This window comes from Nostoc sp. (assembly GCF_036917155.1).
GTDB lineage: Bacteria > Cyanobacteriota > Cyanobacteriia > Cyanobacteriales > Nostocaceae > Nostoc.
The window spans coordinates 12,370-29,763 of sequence record NZ_JBALDZ010000091.1 but is presented as its reverse complement, the minus strand read 5'-3'; the positions used below and the strand labels follow the sequence as shown (position 1 = coordinate 29,763).

The following is a 17,394-nucleotide window of genomic DNA, read 5'->3' as shown; positions in this document are numbered from 1 at the left end:
TTAATCCCGACTCCTGAATTCTGTTAGATAAAATTAGGTAATAGATAAAAATATAATCACTTGCGATTTTCACGCCGCCACTTACCGCGTACTAAGCGAATTTCATCAAAACTATAGCTTTCACCTAGTTGTTCTCGAATTGGCGTTAAAGAGATATCACCAAGCACTTCTAAAACTTGCCAAATTTTTTGTTGATGTTCAAGAGATACTAACTGATTTAAATCTACAGGCTGACTTTTCTCAATTAAATCTGCCAAATGACGAATAATTGTTGTAGGGCGAATGTTGCGTTTTTTGGCAATTTCGTTAACACTCAAACCTTGTTTATGCAATTGTAATGTGAATATTTCTGTGTCGGAAGGTAAGCTAATAGAGGGTGTAAAATTAACCTGTGGTGGATCTACCAAACCTTTTTCTTGGCGGTAAGCGCGAATTTCTGTGAGGAATTTATCGCCATATTGGGAAAGTTTGTGACTGCCGACGCCCGAAAGTTTACCAAATTCGGTTATTGTTGTAGGTTGTAACTGTGCCATCAATTTCAGGGTAGAATCCTGAAAGACAACGTAAGGTGGAACAGCTTGTTCATCGGCAAGTTGTTTACGGAGCGATCGCAACCTCTGCATTAATATCTCCGCTTCAACAGCTTTTTCACTGCCTTCTTCCCAATTAATCTTCTGTGCTACTGGAACAGCAAGGGAAACTGTACGCTGTCGCCGCATCACTTCCCAACTGAGAGGGTTCAGTTTCAAAACTGAGTAACCATCGCTAGTCTGTTCTAGCAACCCTTGATGTAAAAGCGATCGCCCCAACATCCGCCACTCATCGACACTCTTATCTTTGCCAATACCGTAGGTAGAAAGTTGATCATGTTCATTTTGGACGATTTTCTGGCTTTTTGCCCCCCGCAATACATCAATAATGTACAGCATCCCAAATCTTTCTTTACAACGCGCCACACAAGATAAAAACTTCATGGCTTCAATCGTCCAATCTTGCATTGGTTTGGGATAACGGCAATTATCGCAGTTACCGCAATTTCCCGGAAAACGTTCTCCAAAATAGCCTAGCTGAATTGTCCGACGGCAAACAGTACCTTGAGCATAGTCAATTACTTGACGCAGTTGTTGTTTAGCAATCAACTGTTCTTGAGGATCAGTTTTTTGGTCAATACTCCATTCAATGGTTTTAATATCACTAAAACTGAAAAAAAGTGTACAACGTGATGGTTCACTATCTCTTCCCGCCCTACCTGATTCTTGATAATAACTTTCTAAATTACGGGGTAAATCAAAGTGAATTACTAACCGGACATCTGGCTTATTAATGCCCATCCCAAAGGCAATTGTTGCTACCATAACACGCACATCATCTCGAATAAATCGAGTTTGATTGCTGCTGCGTTCTTCATCAGTTAATCCGGCATGATAAGACAAGGCGGCAATCTTATCATTTTGCAATTTAAAGGTGAGTTCATCAACTTTTTTTCGCGTCAGACAATAAATAATTGCTGAACCATCAGTTTCTCGAACTAGTTCTAATAATTCAGCATAAGCAGACTTAGTTTTAGAACGAACTTCATAGTAAAGATTTTGACGGTTAAAGCTAGCAATGTGGATACTGGGTTGCTTTAGCCCTAGTTGTTGGATAATATCAGCACGGACGCGATCGGTTGCTGTGGCAGTTAGGGCAAGGGTAGGAACATCAGGATAACGTTTCCGCAGAGATTTCATCTGTCGGTATTCTGGGCGGAAGTCGTGTCCCCACTCAGAGACGCAGTGGGCTTCGTCAATGGCAAAGGCCGCAATGCCAATTTTTTCCTTGACTAAATCGAGAAATGGGAGAAATCTTTCACTCAATAGACGTTCTGGGGCGACGTAAAGTAATCTAACTTTGCCGCTGAGGATGGCTTCTTCCCGCGATCGCACTTTATAAGGATTCAGACTACTATTTAGAAATGTGGCAGCAATGTTATTATTCCGTAATCCTTCCACTTGGTCTTGCATCAAAGCGATTAATGGCGACACCACCACCGTTAAACCTTTTTTGATCAATGCAGGTAACTGAAAGCACAGAGATTTTCCCCCGCCCGTAGGCATAACAATCAATAAATCTCGATTTTGCAGCGCATCTTCGATAATTTGCCGTTGTCCGGGGCGGAATCTGTCGTAACCGAAGTGATATTTTAGCGCTTGTTCGAGATTGGGGTACTGAAGCATAGCGATCGCTTTTTCGGGGGCGTTCTGCGCGGGTAGTTATTAAAGATATCAGGATTTTAACTCACATCATCGGTAGCTTTGGTCAGACTTGCCTTTCTCTACTATGCTTTTTGGCATCAAGCAGACTTTTCTGACTTTTCACAGCCTCCCACTTTCCTTAAATAACTTGTTTAAATTTAGGTTAATAAAAAGTTATTTATCCTTAACCATTGTTTTATAATGCCCCTTAACTACAGCATCTTGCTCAAGTTATCGCAGATTCAGGGGAAAAATTTGATGAACCAGGGGCAACATACTCCTAAATCAAGGAGATATTTGACTGAATTAGTTCAGACTTATATTGTGAAAGCTTTACACGCTGCCAGACAATGGCGCGTACAACTAATACGAAATTGGTTGTATAAGTATTCTTCGTGGGGTGTTGCGTCCCTATTCTTCGTCGGAGTTAGCTTGAGTATCGTGATGGCTGCCTGCTCTCCACCTAATGCCAATAATCCTACTGGTAATGCTGGTGCAACTTCCCAAAGTGATATAACCTTAAACTTTGTTTCTTACTCAGTTACTAGTGCAGCATACCAGCAAATAATTCCCAAGTTTATCGAACAGTGGAAGAAAGAACATAATCAAAATGTCACTTTCAATCAAAGCTATTTAGTCTCTGGGGTTCTGTGACAAAAACCGGTGGAAATGAAAATCAAGCTATATGTTGGGTTACGCAAAGCCTCCACCCAACCTACAATTTTTTTACTTTCGCCTTGTTCGTTCACGAGCATCTTGATTCTGAATTCTGAATTCTTCAACTAATCATCTTCTCTAAAGCGATTTGCAAATCTTTTGTCAAATCGCTCACAGCTTGTTTAGCCGCCTGGCGATCGCCCTGACAATTGCGAGAGCGTTCTGTAACTGAAATTGGCTCCCCCACAGTGATTTGTGCCTGTCGCAGACCTAACCGAGGTCGCCCCGGAAGTGTTGTATCCTGAATTCTAGAAAGCATATCGAATACAAGCAAAGCTGTTTCTGCAAATCGTTCCGCCGTTGGTTGTTCCTGAATATAAGTAGCTGTGACTGCAACAAAACTTTCCACTATCCGCATGTGTCGCATTCGCAAGTCTGCTTCCTCTGCAATCCAGTCTGCTAAACCGCGTTTGAAGGGTGCTAAAGCATTGATATCTGGCCAATCTTCTCGGTAAATGTAACTCCAGCCAGCCTCTTCTAAGCGGCGACAGCGGTCAATAAAATTACCCTGTCCTTGAACTTCAAAATATTCCTCGGTAACTTGTAAAGCCTTATTTAGTAAGCGATGGAGTCGGGCAATTAATACCTGATTAGGAGTAACAGATTCATCAGTTGAGATGGTTTTGGGGATATCTTGATGATAGAAGCGACGATAAAACTCTTCCATCTCGGTAATCAGATATTCAGCCAACCTACAGAGGCGTTGATAATAAATCTCTTCACGATTACCCGAATTAATTTCCCTAACTACCAAGCCGCTATCAGCTTCCAACTTACTCAATAGCCAATCTATTTTAGACCAAGGTGGCTCAACGTAACTATATTGGATAGTGATCGGCACAACGATCACAGTCTCAGTCCGGTTGGCTTTTTGTAAGTCTTCTACACACCAGAAACCCATTTGAGCAACACCAGGTTCCAAGGGGCTAACAATACCACTATGACCATTAGTACCGCCTTCTGGTGCCACTGCGATCGGTAGTTCGCCATTAGCAAACAACTCTCGTGCAGTTTGGATCGCTTGCCGATCTAGTCGCCTACCACGACGAACCGGCACACCTCCCAGCCGAGAAAACAGCCAACCTAGCCACTTTCCCGCCCAAACTGTCATACCCCGGTCATAAAGAAAATAGCTGTGAACTAGGGATTGTAGTGCAATATCTTTTTGACGAGCAACTTTTGGCACAATCCGAGAAAGCAAATACAGCATACAGAGGGGATCTTCCACCTCTGGGTGGCGAAATGCCAACAAAAGGCGAATTTTTCCAGCCTGGAATTGTTGATAAAGTTCAGCTAATACCTCAACATTCCTGGCTTCAATTTTGACAATCCCAGCCGGTAGCCAAGGGCGAGTACGAAACCGTAGTGCGATCGGCAATAACCACCTAACAATCTGGAGTACCAGCGGGTTCAACTGTTGGGGAATAAATTTTAGTGGTGGTTGAGTAGACTGAATCGATCTAGGCAAGTCGCTCTCCCCCCGCATTTCTCACGAGCTTGAGGTGCAGAGGGGCAGAGGGGCAGAGGGGAAAGAACTTGTACAAGAACTCTCCTCGTTCCCCTGCTCCCCTGCTCTCCTGCACAAGCGCAGGCTTTGAAAAATGTGGTGAGAAATCCGGGTCTCTCGATTGTATTTCTAGCGATTGTACAATGTGGGGTCTTGATTTTGCGTAAACCTGTAGCCTCTTGTCATCAAATATTTCAATCCCCATATCTCGCTCTTTTGCTTACTCAGCACTCCTGAACTCTCTGACGATAGACCCTAAATATGAATCAAAAATTAGTTTTAATGTTTAGGAAAATTTCGGAGTAAATAGCCAAACACAGCTAAATTCAACACAAAAACGAATACTTTTATCAGAGATATTCCCCGAATCAATTCATAAATCTCTGGTGGAATACTGATACCGACAAGCACCAATACCAAGACATGTGCCCAACGTTTTTCGTACCATAAACCAACGGCTTCAATAGCCGTAACAATAGCATAGATTCCTGTTCCAATACCACTAAATGCCAGAGTTCTAGGATTTAAGTTAATCACTTTCCTTAAAAGCCAATCAATAATGATCGATTTACCTTCTAAAACATAGTCGTCTGAAAATGCCTCTAGAGTTTGATAATTTTTTAATGTCAATAATAAAGCGATCGAAGTAACCATAAGCAGCAAGGCGGCAAATGATTTGTAAAGAACAATTGCCACTAACCCCAATGGACGCTTTTCCAAACAACCCCCTAACTATATATTAAGTTAAAAATTAATTAGCTGGCTTTGGATGATACCAACTCAGACGCTTATTGTAGCAGTAGTTGATGGAAGTATCTCACCTTTGCAAATATACCTGGCGATTAGAAATTGCAGCTATATAAACTCTCATCCGCCTACGCGGACTCAAGGGGTTTGAAACCCATATCGGTAGGTTTTGTCTGTATAACCGCAAATTTCATGACTCTGTTGGCGAATTAATAGGGGGTCTAACCCATCATTCCTCATTACTCTGATTTGGGTCCGTTGAAACGGACAGTAGCTCTTAGCCCGAAATTTATTTCAGGGCGGGAAAGCAACGCCAAACCAATGTTTTAGGGGTGAGGGGTCAAACCCACCGTGAATTAACCAACAGTCTCATTCCATTCGCTAGGTCTAGGCATATCTAGACTATTCCTGATAGTCTCACAGCCTCACCCGAATGGGTGAAAAACAATTCAACCAATCGGGTGAGCTAAATGTAGGAGGTTAACGTTTATAACAAAGAAGACACTGTTAATAAAAAAAATTAATTAAATCGCACCTACCTAATTAAGTAAGGATAAACCTATGAAACTTGCAACATCGAGGGTTGATGTTGGGTTTCACTACGTAGCCCTACGGGGATCTTGCTACCAGCCAACCTTGTATATTTAGAAGCGTGGTAAATATCCCTACGGGGATCTTGCTACGCGCAGCCTCTCGTAGAAAAAAGAAGCTTACCGTTCGCGTGGCGTTCCCAAGGAAAGGTATCGCCTGTTAATCTGCGGCCAATTCACCACATTCCACCAATTATTCAAATACTCAGCCCGACGGTTGCGATATTTCAGGTAATAAGCATGTTCCCACAAATCATTACCTATAATCGGATATGAACCGTCCGTAATCGGGTTATCTTGATTTGCTGTAGTAACAATCTGGAGTTGATTTTGGGGGTTACGTACTAGCCAAACCCAACCACTACCAAAACGAGTAGTACCCGCTGCATTAAACTGTTTTTTAAAGGCGTCAAAACTGCCAAAAGTTTGGTTAATTTCTTGAGCGATCGCTCCTGATGGTTCTCCTCCACCTTGGGGACTCATCAGTTGCCAAAAAATCGTATGGTTGAGATGACCACCAGCGTTATTACGTACCTTTGTCCGAATATCTTCAGGTACGCTGTTCAAATCCAGTAGTAAACTTTCAACACTTCTTTTTTGCAAATCTGGATACTGCTTCAATGCGTCATTTAAGTTTTTGACATAAGTGGCATGATGTGCATCATGATGCAATTTCATCGTTTCTGCATCAATAGCTTTTTCTAGTGCCCCATAAGCATAAGGCAATGGTGGTAGCTGTGCTGGGGAAGCACTTAATGACCTATTAGGATAAGCTACAGTGGTAAACCTAGTAGCTGTTGGTGTTGGTGTAGAAGATTGTGCCTCAGCTATTAGTACTAGTTCATGAGAACTTAGCAGAATTGTCAAAACGATTGTTGTAAAGAAAAAAACTATTGTTTTTCCCCAAAATTTTATCATAAATTGCAGCCTCAAAATCAATATTATTGGCTTCTAATCTGATCGTAGACTGTTGTTTTGCAGCTAAATCAAGCCAAATAATACGTATATTACCTTAGTTGTCAAGTAATTAGAGCAAAAATAAAATAGCTAATGCCATTTTGGATTTTAGATTTTAGATGTTGGATTGGGAATCGCCTTCTCTCTCTGGGTTCTATTAATCCATCTGTCATAATCATTTTTCAGATTGGTATAAACTTTTATCAAACAGAATTCAGGAGTCAGGAGTCAGAATTCAGTTGGGTATTCTAGACATCTCCGAAAATGAATGTAGAGACGTAGCACTGCTACGTCTCTACAAGGATTCTGGATAACGCATATTTAATTTCTGGAGATGTCTTGTTAAGAGTTCCCTGTTCCCGCCCCGAAGGGGCTTGGTAATGGATAGCTTTGGGAGAAGGGGAGACGCTAAGAGCGAACGAGCGTCTTGATTCTGACTCCTGAATTCTGACTTCTGAATTCTTCTTCAAGAGCATCTTATCTACATCATAATAGCTGGATACTATCCACTACTTTAGCTAGGCTACGCGACTACGAATTTTCGATTATTCAGCTTAGTTGTTTGTTTTTTATCTGTCTGTAGATAGCTGCAATGTTGCGGGCATCATCAATACCACGATGGTGTGTGCCTTTTAATTCTATTCCCAACTCATTGAGAGCCTGTGCCATACCAAATTTTTTAGACACGCCAAGATATTCTGAAAATTCCTCTTTGATATTTATGTGTTCTGAAGTAAAAGGATAAGAGAAATTATGAAACGCGCAATCTTGAATAAATTGCTTTTTGTCGTAATTACCCCAAGAACAAAAAATATGATTAGGAAATGAATAAATCCATTCTTTGAAGCGAGAAATTGCCTCTAAAAATTTTGGTGCTTCGTCAACATCTTGCTGCCGAATACTAGTCAATTCGGTGCAAAAATCTGTCAGTTGTGGATGTCTCACAGGTTGGATGAATTGCTGAAATTCTGAATCAATTTCCCACGTTGTTCGACTGAGCATCACCGCACCGATTTCGATGATTTCCATTTCGTGACGGGGAATAGTTCTACTGTTACAGCACGTAGCCTCAAGATCGATTATCAAATAATAGTGGGAACTTTTAGTTTTCATATTAGGTAATAGAGATTGATACTAAATTTAGTAATTATTTATAACTTAACTATTTTTTGTAATCTACTGTATTGTAATATGTAATTATAATAATTACAACTTTTCATCTATTTGAACCACAACCCCCTATACCCGGATTTCTCACCGATGCTCAAAGCTTGTGCAGGGGAGCAGGGAGCAGGGGAGCAGGGGAGAGTTATTGTACAAGTTCTTTCCCCTCTGCCCCTCTGCCCCTCTGCCCCTTCCCTCAAGCTTGTGAGAAATGCGGGTATAGAGGCTTACAGCTAGCTGCAAACCTCTACCAAACAAATAAGAATTAAATAAAATACAATTTATGTGCCTGGTTTACAAAAAAGATAAGGTTCAAAGCCGTACTTCGTCCCGCTACGCGCTTTCGCCCGCAAGTGGCGCGATAGCTCCCTTGCTCCCTAGCTTCCTTGGTTGAAGCCCCACCCGCAGGTGGCGTGGTTTTTCTCCTCTGCTCCTCTGCTCCTCTGCTTTTTCACCTCACCCTCAATCCCTCTCCGATATATTGGAGAGGGAAGCTAGAGACAGGATGAAGTTTTGCATCTTATTTAATAAACAGAATTCAGGAGTCAGGAGTCAGAATTCAGAATTCAATTCTGAACGAAAAAGCGGATAGCGTAGCTAAGCCTTTGTCTTCTCCCTTGGCGTTAGCCTCTCCCAATGTGATTCGGGGAGACGCAATCATGCGAACGAGCGTCTGAATAAACGGCGTTTAAGACCCCCACTAAATCGGAGATTTAGTGGTCTTTAATGAGTGGGGGATTCAGATCCACCACTCATTAATTCTGACTCCTGAATTCTGAATTCTTTTTCAATCCACGTTCCTAAATGCTGTCATCGGGGATTTTGATGATAAACTCAGTTCCCCCACCTGGTTGAGAATTCACTTCTAATACACCGTTGTGTTTTTCTACAACTATTTCATAAGCGATCGACAAACCAAGTCCAGTACCTTTACCAACAGTTTTTGTTGTAAACAACGGCTCAAATAAGCGTTTTTTCAGCCGTTCAGGAACACCAATCCCATTGTCAGCAATCCGAATTATAACCAATTGTTCAGAATTTATTTCTGTTGTAATTTGAATCTGAGGAATTAGATTACTGATTTTACCTTGCATGATAGCGTCATCAAGAGCATCAACTGCGTTTGCCAGAATATTCATAAATACTTGATTCATCTGCCCTAAATAGCAGTTGATATGTGGTAGTACTCCATAATTTTTAATAACTTGAATCTGGGGACGATCGCCATTAGCCTTAAGGCGGTGTTGCAAAATCATGAGTGTACTATCTAATCCTTGGTGCAAATCAGCAGAGATTTTTGCATCACTATCCGAGCGACAGAAGTTGCGGAGTGAATTAGAAAGGTTCTGAATTCGTTCACTTCCTAGCTTGAGTGAGTTTAAGATTTTCACCATATCTTCGAGAACGAAATTCAGATCCAAGTTATGAATAGTAGTGGTAATTTTGGCTGTTGGGTTTGGATATTCTTGTTCATACAGTCGAAGCAACTCAGTTACTCCGGTAATGTATTCTTCTAAAGGTGGAATATTGCTAGAAATAAAGTTGACGGGGTTATTGATTTCATGGCCAATCCCAGCGATTAGCTCTCCGAGTGTTGATAGTTTCTCTTGCTGCACTAGTTGGACTTGGGCTTGTTGCAAAGCCTTGGTGCGATCGCTGACTTGTTGTTCCAAAGATTCATTCAATTGTTTGAGTTGTAAATGCACGCGCACTCTAGCAATAACTTCCTCTTGTGCAAAGGGTTTCGGGATATAGTCTACTGCACCAAGGCAAAATCCCTTCGTTTTGCTCTCTATATCTGCTAAGGCAGTGGTGAAAATAATTGGAATGTTTTGGGTGACAGGATTGGCTTTGAGGCGACGACAAGTTTCAAATCCGTCAATACCTGGCATTTGTACATCCAGCAAAATCAACTCTGGTTGATTCCTTTCGGCTTGAGCGATCGCACTTTCTCCATCGACTGCAACACGGAAACGAAAACCCTCACTATTTAGTGCTTCACACAGGACAGATAAATTTGTTGGATTATCATCCACAATCAAAATAAATCCAGTATTTTGCTTCTTGTTCATGATGCATTTAAAAGTAAAATTCAACTCAAATTAATTGATGCATTGTTCAATAAAAGTTTCCAAGCGTTTGAGTTGGAAATTACTAGCAAGCTGGCTCAGATGTTGGGCAAAAATATTTAGTTGTTCATCAGATACGGAAAGTTGTTCAGCCAGCTCTAAAACTTTTTGAATATCGCCGTCTTGGATGAGTTCGAGTAACTGTTGCAAAACCTCATTGACGGGATAAATCATCTCATTTTTTTGATCCAAATTAACCGCCTGGATTTTTTTAATTGCGTCTATATTACCATCAAAAATCCATTCTAGTTGCAAAAATTGCCGTAGCATTTCCAATAGTGCTTCAGCTTCTACAGGCTTTGGTAGAAATGCATCTGCACCTAGATCAATGCTCTTATATTGGTCGGCTGCAAACACACTTGCTGATGAAGCGATGACAGTAATATCTTTAAACTTTTCAGATTTACGCAAACGACTAATCAATTCAAATCCATCCAGTATAGGCATCACTAGGTCAGTGATAATCAAGTCTGGTTTATGTGCTATGGCCTGTTCCCAACCTTCCTGACCATGACTAGCTTCTACAACAATAAACCCAACCGGCTCTAGTAAATTTACAATTACCGAGCGGTTTTCCCATTTGTCATCTGCAATCAAAATGGTGCGGCGTTGTCCCTGATAAGCAATAATAGTTCCTTGCTCAACTATTCTAGAAACCTTTGCCCAGTCTTTAGATTCTGAGAATTTTGCTTCAAACCAGAAAGTGCTACCCTTACCAAGTTCACTTTGCACCTGAATTTGACCACCCATTAACAAAACAATTTTTTGGCTGATTGCTAATCCCAAACCTGTACCTTCCGATTGTCGTTTCTGATTTCCGACTTGCTCAAAGGGCTGGAAGATTTTCTCGGCTTGTTCAGGGATTATACCCGTGCCAGTATCTATGACCTCAAAGCGAATTTTGTAGTTAGTTTTTTCATTAGTATTTAATTCTTGCTCAATGACTTGAACCTTGAAAGTGACATTGCCTTGATGAGTAAATTTAATAGCATTACTAAGTAAGTTAATCAATACTTGTCGTAAGCGTTTTTCATCACCATGAATACCTGTTGGCAAATTAGGATCGAGTTGGACATCAAAGGCAATGACCTTTTGTTCTGCTCGGATGCGGCAAATTTCAGTCACACTATCTATAAAGGAAGGTAAGAAGAAATCAACAGGATGCAGTTCCAGTTTTCGAGCTTCTATCTTGGAGAGATCCAGGACATCATTAATTAGGGTTAAAAGATGAGAACCACATTGATAAATAACGCCGACTCCTTTGCGTCCTTTTTCACTTAAAGATTCTGTGCGTTGGAGGATTTGGGTATAGCCAAGAATGCCGTTGAGGGGTGTGCGTAGTTCATGACTCATATTTGCAAGAAATTCACTCTTTGCTTGGCTGGAGTTTTGAGCGACTTCTTCTGCAAGGCGTAGTTCTTTCTCGATGCGCTTGCGTTCGACAATTTCAGTTGAAAGCACTCGATTGATAGCTTCTAATTGGGCAGGGCTAGGTAGCGTCAGGGCTTGAGGCATGAGATTAATTAACGCGAATGCCGTATATATCGAAATAATGGCAGTTAGAGCTTTTAAAGCACCTGCAATCCAATAATCTGGATGCCAAAGCGTCCAAATTTCCATCAAGTGTCCAGTACCGCAGGCAATGATAAAAGCACCAAATAATAGAAATACTCCATTAAATGGAACGTCTTTGCGTTTGGAAATAAAGTAAATTAATAGGAAAGGAATAGAATAATAGGCAAGAGCGATCACGGCATCAGAAATAATGTGCAGCCAAACTAATCCAGTTTGCCAGAGATAACAATGTCCGTGGGGAATAAAATCGTTAGATTGGAAAAAAGAGTTAAAAAATGTCGGCATGATACTAAGGGTTACGAGATTTGAAATATATACCCATCACCCTAGTATTCCCAAATCATTAATTGGAAAAGCGCGATCGCTACTTTTTTACATTTGTCTTGATAATTACGTAAAGTAGTAGGGTATCAATAAAAGATAGTGTCTCCTTGGTGTGGGATCGCCAAAGTTCCAATGTCATTGGATAAAAAAATCTGAGCCTGCCCAATCCCTGTATGATAAATATTAGAAACCTTTTGTAATTATTTGAAAAGTGGGACTATGGAGATTTTGACACTAGGTTGGGTATCGCTGTTAGTTGTGTTCACTTGGTCAATTGCAATGGTAGTGTGGGGACGTAACGGACTGTAGAGGTATTGTGGAAAGTCCATTTTTGAGTATTTTAGCAATAGTAGCCGTAGTGCTACTCGTAGTAGTCACTGGTGGTATTGGTTATTTGACCCTGGCAGATTGGCGCGATCGCCGTCGCCGAGATGAAGAGAAACGCACCACCCGCAGCGCCACTCCTAAGCGGCGATAATTCCTTTGTGGTTGAAAAATCTTTTTGTAGGGACATGATACTATCCATTGGTGTCAACTTAAGCTGGAAATAGCTTATCTGTTGGCTTCCATGCCCGCCAGGGAATAAATTCTCTGGCTAATAGCTTAAGTCTACTGAAGTAGACTGGAGATTTTTGGCGATATTTAGTCATCTTCAGATGACTTTAGCTATGAGACGGGAATTTCAATTCCCGACGGACAAGCGGTTTCACGTTAAGTTGACACTAATTGATACTATCGTGTCCCTATATTGTTTTTTATGACATTCCCAGCAAATAACTGTTACCTTTGCGATCGCAACGGGAATCATGAGATAGAAGACTTTCAATACTTAAAGTCCCACTGGGAATGGAAAACTCCTCTACGACTCAACCCATAAAACCAAATTCAGAACAACAAGAATCTCATTCAGATGTGACATTCTCCCTCCGTCAGAATGAGCAACAAAAAGCCTTGTCTGGAGTTATTGCCCATATTCGCGAGTCTCTAGACATAGAAGCCATCTTCAAAATTACGGTCACTGAAGTACGTCAGCTTTTGAAAAGCGATCGGGTTGGCGTGTTTCGTTTTTATCCTGAGTTGGCATGGGAAGGGGAATTTATCTATGAAGATGTGGGAACAGAATGGGATTCGGCACTAGCAGCCAAACTCCGTGACCACTGCTTTAGTGAGGAGTTCGCAGGGTTATATCAGCAAGATCGCATTAAAGTAATAGCTGATATTTATCAAGTTAATGCCAGTGATTGCTACATCCAGATTCTGGAAAGATTCCAAGTACGTGGCAATATAACTGCCCCCTTGATGAAAGGTAAAGATTTATGGGGCTTGTTGTGTATTCATCAGTGTAGTAGTCCTCGCCAATGGGAAGCGTCAGAAATTGAGTTTGTGCAATTAATCGCCGAACATCTCGGAGTTGCTTTGCAGCAAGCAGATTACCTAGAACAAGTAAAACTACAATCGGCAGAACTAGCACAAGCAAAAGCCAGAGAAAAAGCAGCCGAATGGCAGAAAACCATAGCCATAACCATTGAGAAAATTCGTCAGTTCCTAGACTTAGAAAGCATTTTCCACACAACCACCGCAGAACTTAGGCAACTGCTAAATGCCGATCGCGTCGCCATCTACCGCTTCAATCCCGATTGGAGTGGTGAATTTGTGTTTGAATCAGTGGCAGAGGGTTGGATTTCCCTCATCCATGAACAGTCGCAGCGGCCGGAATTGAGTGAAAACGTCAGCGAATGTAGCGCTAAAGATTTAGCTAAACCCCCTGTTGCTGATACCTACTTACAAGATACAGAGGGTGGTAGCTTTAGTAGATGTGAAGTTTACCGTGTTTGTAATGATATTTACAATTCAGGCTTTAGCAACTGCTACATTAAAATTTTAGAGCTATATCAAGCCAGAGCTTATGTAATTATTGCCATTTACCACGGTCAAAAGCTCTGGGGGCTACTAGCAGTGTATCAGAATGCTAGAACCCGTGATTGGCAAAAAGATGAAGTTTACTTGCTTACCCAAGTGGGCACCCAATTAGGTGTAGCTTTGCAGCAAGCAGAATTTATCCAACAAATGCAGATTCAAGCCGCAGAGATCAGCAAAGCTGCTGAAAGGCAAAGGGCGCTGGCGAATACTGTAGAAAAAATTCGTCAGTCTCTTGATATTGAAGCCATCTTTAAAACCACTACTCAAGAAGTCCGTCGGCTATTGGAAGTAGAACGAGTCGCAATTTATCGCTTCTATCCTGATTGGAGTGGCGAATTTGTGGCTGATTCTATTGTTGATGGTTGGACACCAGTGGTTAAGCCGCAGCCATTGACCGAACGCGTTCTTGTCCAGGGAACGAAAGCAGGTAAGTATGCACGTAATGAAGTTTTTGTCCCAATTTCTCAGGGCGAAAAGCTGTGGGGATTGCTAGTAGCTTATCAAAATTCCCAGCCCCGTTATTGGCAAGATGAAGAAATCAATTTGCTAGCACAAGTTGGCGTTCAATTGGGGGTAGCATTACAGCAAGCTGAGTCCTTGAAACAGATGCAGGTGCAAGCCCAAAAACTGGCTAAAGCCGCCGAACGAGAACGGAAAGCAGCCCAAAGGGAGAAGGCTTTAGCCACAACAGTGGAGAAAATTCGCCAGTCTCTTGATATTGACACCATCTTTGCTACCAGTACAGAAGAAGTCCGGCGGCTATTGGAAGTCGATCGAGTGACAATCTATCGATTCGGGGCTGATTGGAGTGGGGAATTTGTTGCTGAGTCCCTAGCCCAAGGTTGGACAGCAGTCAAGGAAATTGTACCTGCGATGTCTATGACGGGCTACACCTACGCCAGTAATTACTTGCAAGAAATCCAAGGCGGAGATTTTGCTAATAGTAAAACTCTTGTTATTAAGGATATTTACAGTACCGATTATTCTATTCCTTATATTGCCCTAATCGAGCTAATGGAGGCTAGGGCATATATGATTGTGCCGATTTTTCAGGGTGAGAAACTTTGGGGATTACTAGCAGCTTATCAAAATATCAAACCCCGTGATTGGCAAGAAGATGAAGTAGATTTGCTGATGCAAATTGGTACTCAGTTAGGGGTAGGACTTCAGCAAGCGGAATTACTCGAACAGACTCAACGTCAAAAAGAAGAAATCACACAGACTCTTAAAGAATTACAGCACACTCAAAGCCAGTTAATTCAAAGTGAGAAAATGGCAGGCTTAGGGCAGTTAGTTGCTGGTATAGCACATGAAATTAATAACCCGATTAGTTTTATTTATGGCAACATCACTTATGTTACAGAACATGCCGAAAATTTATTGAAATTACTACACCTTTATCAAAAACAGTATCCTAAAACAACAGGAGAAATTCAAAAGCAAGTAGCAGCATTAGATTTAGATTTCATTAGTGATGACTTCCCTAAAATTCTGACTTCAATGAAGATAGGGGCAGATCGAATCTCTCAATTAGTCTTGTCATTACGAAGCTTTTCTCGACTTGACGAAACAGGAATGAAGGCAGTAGATATTCATGAAGGCATCGACAGTACTTTGCTAATTTTACAACATCGACTGCAACCAGAGACTAATTCTTTTGCAATTGAGGTAGTTAAACAATATGGTGAACTGCCCCCAGTAGTCTGCTATGCAGCCCAGATGAATCAGGTGTTTATGAATATTCTCAGCAATGCGATCGATGCACTGGAGAACTCAGCAACTAGTGGGAAAATAATTGACAATCCAAAAATTTGGATTCGTACAGAAATCATAGAAGAGAATACGATTCTGATTTGGATTGCTGACAATGGTTGTGGAATTCCAGAGACGATGCGATCGCGCATTTTTGAACCTTTCTTTACCACCAAACAACCTGGACACGGTACTGGTTTGGGGTTATCTATTAGCTACCAAATTATTGTAGAAAAACATGGCGGTAATATCAAGTGTGTTTCTGAAGCTGGTAAGGGCTGTGAGTTCTGGATAGAAATTCCGATGAAACGTACTGTTAGTTAACAGCAATTATCGCAATGTCCGCAACGCAAGTTAGCTGCTTCTTTGTCAAAACCAAAGGCGTTTAACAAAAATTGCCAACGACACTGCTTTGTAGTCAGATATTGATGCATTTGTTTAGCGGCGTGTAATTGCGTCGGTGGCTGATTTCCGGCTTTTTGCCCAATGGTGTAATGAAAAGGGTCAAGCCAGTTTAGCTGACCACTGCTGTGGAGTAAAGCTAGTGCCGTAGCACCTTCAGGAAATTGTCGAGTTACTGCATTCACTTCTCCCTGTTTTGGTAATTTTTTCACAAGTTGCTGCGCTATTTGTTGTTGCGATCGCATTTGTTCTTGAAAAAACTCCTGTCTTTGTTTATCCCCTGAATCTAACCACCCCGTAGGTTCACTCACCAATGTCAATGCTTGGGCTGGTTTCCCATCCCTTCCAGCCCGGCCAATTTCTTGCACATATTCAGATAGCAGATGTGGCGCGTGAAAATGTGCCACCCAACGAACATCCGATTTATTAATCCCCATACCAAACGCACAGGTACACACAACAAAGGGCATTTTACCACTTAACCAACTTGCTTCTACTGCACGGCGTTCGGTTGCACCTAATCCCGCATGATAACCAGCTGTTGCATAACCCATCTCTGCTAACCATTGGGCTAAATTTTCGCTATCTCGCCTAGTCCGCACATAAACTAATCCTGATTGTTGCGGTCTATTTTGAATAAATTTTAATAATTGTTGTTTCCTACCTCGTGGTGTCCAAGCGATGCGAACGCTGGGATGCAAATTCGGACGGTAGGGATTCAAGCGAAAAATCTCTGGTTGCTGTAATTGTAAAACTGTTTGAATAATTTTTTGGGCTGAGGGGTCAGCAGTAGCAGTAAAAGCGGCGATACTAATTTTTGTTCCTGGTGGTTTTGATTTGAGCAATGCCGGACGCACCGCCCCTAATCTGCGATAAGCTGGGCGAAAAATATCACCCCATTGCACCAAACAATGGGCTTCATCTAAAATCAAACCATTAATTTGCAATTGCGGGTGACATAATCTTTCCCACACTGGCACACTTAGTAAAGTTTCTGGTGACAAGTATAGTAATCTTAGCTGTTGGCGTTCTAAAGCTTGCAGCGTTGCACGGCGTTGAGATGAAGATAATTCACTATGCAAAAGAGCTGCTTTTTGGTGGCTTTCTCGTAGTTCCTGTACTTGATTTTCCATCAGCGCCACCAAGGGCGAAACTACCAAAGTTAATCCTGTTTGTAGCAGTGCGGGAAGTTGAAAACAAATCGACTTCCCGCCACCTGTGGGCATAATAATCAGCGCATCTTTTTGTGATAATAAACTACTGACAATTTCTCCCTGTGGCGGACGAAAATCTTCATAACCCCAGATTTTTTTAAAAGCAGCGAGGACTTCTTGCCAAGATTTTGTTGTAGGCTGATTCATAATCAATGGTAGATG

12 protein-coding genes are annotated in these 17,394 nt (G+C 41.6%); 4 read left to right on the top strand and 8 right to left on the bottom strand.

Features of this window, described 5'->3' with window-relative positions:
- Positions 1–56: 56 nt before the first annotated feature.
- Positions 57–2,216, bottom strand: a complete 2,160-nt coding sequence (gene recQ, locus V7K67_RS13535; RefSeq protein WP_334710878.1) for a DNA helicase RecQ — start codon at positions 2,214–2,216, stop codon at positions 57–59.
- Positions 2,217–2,531: 315 nt separating this feature from the next.
- Here recQ and V7K67_RS13530 point away from each other — a divergent pair, with 315 nt between their 5' ends.
- Positions 2,532–2,888 (top strand): hypothetical protein, encoded by a 357-nt coding sequence (locus tag V7K67_RS13530; RefSeq protein ID WP_335166927.1) that lies wholly within the window; start codon positions 2,532–2,534, stop codon positions 2,886–2,888.
- A 124-nt stretch (positions 2,889–3,012) separates the two neighbouring features.
- On the opposite strand, the gene V7K67_RS13525 is transcribed toward V7K67_RS13530, so the two are convergent.
- From V7K67_RS13525 to V7K67_RS13500, 6 genes are all read right to left on the bottom strand, one after another.
- Complete coding sequence (locus V7K67_RS13525) at positions 3,013–4,419, bottom strand: lysophospholipid acyltransferase family protein (protein ID WP_334729542.1); 1,407 nt, start codon at positions 4,417–4,419, stop codon at positions 3,013–3,015.
- A gap of 318 nt (positions 4,420–4,737) precedes the next feature.
- Positions 4,738–5,178, bottom strand: a complete 441-nt coding sequence (locus tag V7K67_RS13520; protein ID WP_334710882.1) for a DUF2127 domain-containing protein — start codon at positions 5,176–5,178, stop codon at positions 4,738–4,740.
- 737 nt (positions 5,179–5,915) lie between these two features.
- The gene (locus V7K67_RS13515) at positions 5,916–6,713 is read right to left on the bottom strand and encodes a superoxide dismutase (RefSeq protein ID WP_334729543.1); all 798 of its coding nucleotides are present in this window, start codon (positions 6,711–6,713) and stop codon (positions 5,916–5,918) included.
- A gap of 588 nt (positions 6,714–7,301) precedes the next feature.
- Positions 7,302–7,865, bottom strand: coding sequence for a 3'-5' exonuclease (locus V7K67_RS13510; RefSeq protein WP_334729544.1), 564 nt, complete (start codon positions 7,863–7,865; stop codon positions 7,302–7,304).
- A gap of 851 nt (positions 7,866–8,716) precedes the next feature.
- Positions 8,717–9,988 carry a hybrid sensor histidine kinase/response regulator gene (locus V7K67_RS13505; protein ID WP_334729545.1) on the bottom strand — a complete coding sequence of 424 codons (1,272 nt, stop codon included), beginning with the start codon at positions 9,986–9,988 and terminating at the stop codon, positions 8,717–8,719.
- Between the two features lie 30 nt (positions 9,989–10,018).
- On the bottom strand, positions 10,019–11,905 hold the full coding sequence (locus tag V7K67_RS13500) for an ATP-binding protein (protein WP_335166924.1): 1,887 nt from the start codon (positions 11,903–11,905) through the stop codon (positions 10,019–10,021).
- Between the two features lie 258 nt (positions 11,906–12,163).
- Here V7K67_RS13500 and petN point away from each other — a divergent pair, with 258 nt between their 5' ends.
- The 3 genes from petN (at position 12,164) to V7K67_RS13485 (ending at position 15,940) form a co-directional block, all read left to right on the top strand.
- Positions 12,164–12,253 (top strand): cytochrome b6-f complex subunit PetN, encoded by a 90-nt coding sequence (petN, locus tag V7K67_RS13495; protein WP_012408302.1) that lies wholly within the window; start codon positions 12,164–12,166, stop codon positions 12,251–12,253.
- Positions 12,254–12,260: 7 nt separating this feature from the next.
- Positions 12,261–12,422: a hypothetical protein gene (locus tag V7K67_RS13490; protein WP_334708601.1), complete on the top strand. Its 162-nt coding sequence runs from the start codon at positions 12,261–12,263 to the stop codon at positions 12,420–12,422.
- A gap of 368 nt (positions 12,423–12,790) precedes the next feature.
- Complete coding sequence (locus V7K67_RS13485) at positions 12,791–15,940, top strand: GAF domain-containing protein (protein WP_334729547.1); 3,150 nt, start codon at positions 12,791–12,793, stop codon at positions 15,938–15,940.
- Here the strand turns inward: V7K67_RS13485 and V7K67_RS13480 are convergent.
- Positions 15,937–17,379, bottom strand: coding sequence for a RecQ family ATP-dependent DNA helicase (locus tag V7K67_RS13480; protein WP_335166921.1), 1,443 nt, complete (start codon positions 17,377–17,379; stop codon positions 15,937–15,939). The genes V7K67_RS13485 and V7K67_RS13480 overlap by 4 nt on opposite strands.
- Between the last annotated feature and the right edge of the window lie 15 nt (positions 17,380–17,394).

Excerpts from the sequence above, each read along its gene's own strand:
- recQ (WP_334710878.1), bottom strand. The coding sequence starts at position 2,216 with ATGCTTCAGTACCCCAATCTCGAACAAGCGCTAAAATATCACTTCGGT.
- V7K67_RS13515 (WP_334729543.1), bottom strand. The coding sequence starts at position 6,713 with ATGATAAAATTTTGGGGAAAAACAATAGTTTTTTTCTTTACAACAATC.
- V7K67_RS13510 (WP_334729544.1), bottom strand. The coding sequence starts at position 7,865 with ATGAAAACTAAAAGTTCCCACTATTATTTGATAATCGATCTTGAGGCT.
- V7K67_RS13505 (WP_334729545.1), bottom strand. The coding sequence starts at position 9,988 with ATGAACAAGAAGCAAAATACTGGATTTATTTTGATTGTGGATGATAAT.
- V7K67_RS13500 (WP_335166924.1), bottom strand. The coding sequence starts at position 11,905 with ATGCCGACATTTTTTAACTCTTTTTTCCAATCTAACGATTTTATTCCC.
- petN (WP_012408302.1), top strand. The coding sequence starts at position 12,164 with ATGGAGATTTTGACACTAGGTTGGGTATCGCTGTTAGTTGTGTTCACT.
- V7K67_RS13485 (WP_334729547.1), top strand. The coding sequence starts at position 12,791 with ATGGAAAACTCCTCTACGACTCAACCCATAAAACCAAATTCAGAACAA.
- V7K67_RS13480 (WP_335166921.1), bottom strand. The coding sequence starts at position 17,379 with ATGAATCAGCCTACAACAAAATCTTGGCAAGAAGTCCTCGCTGCTTTT.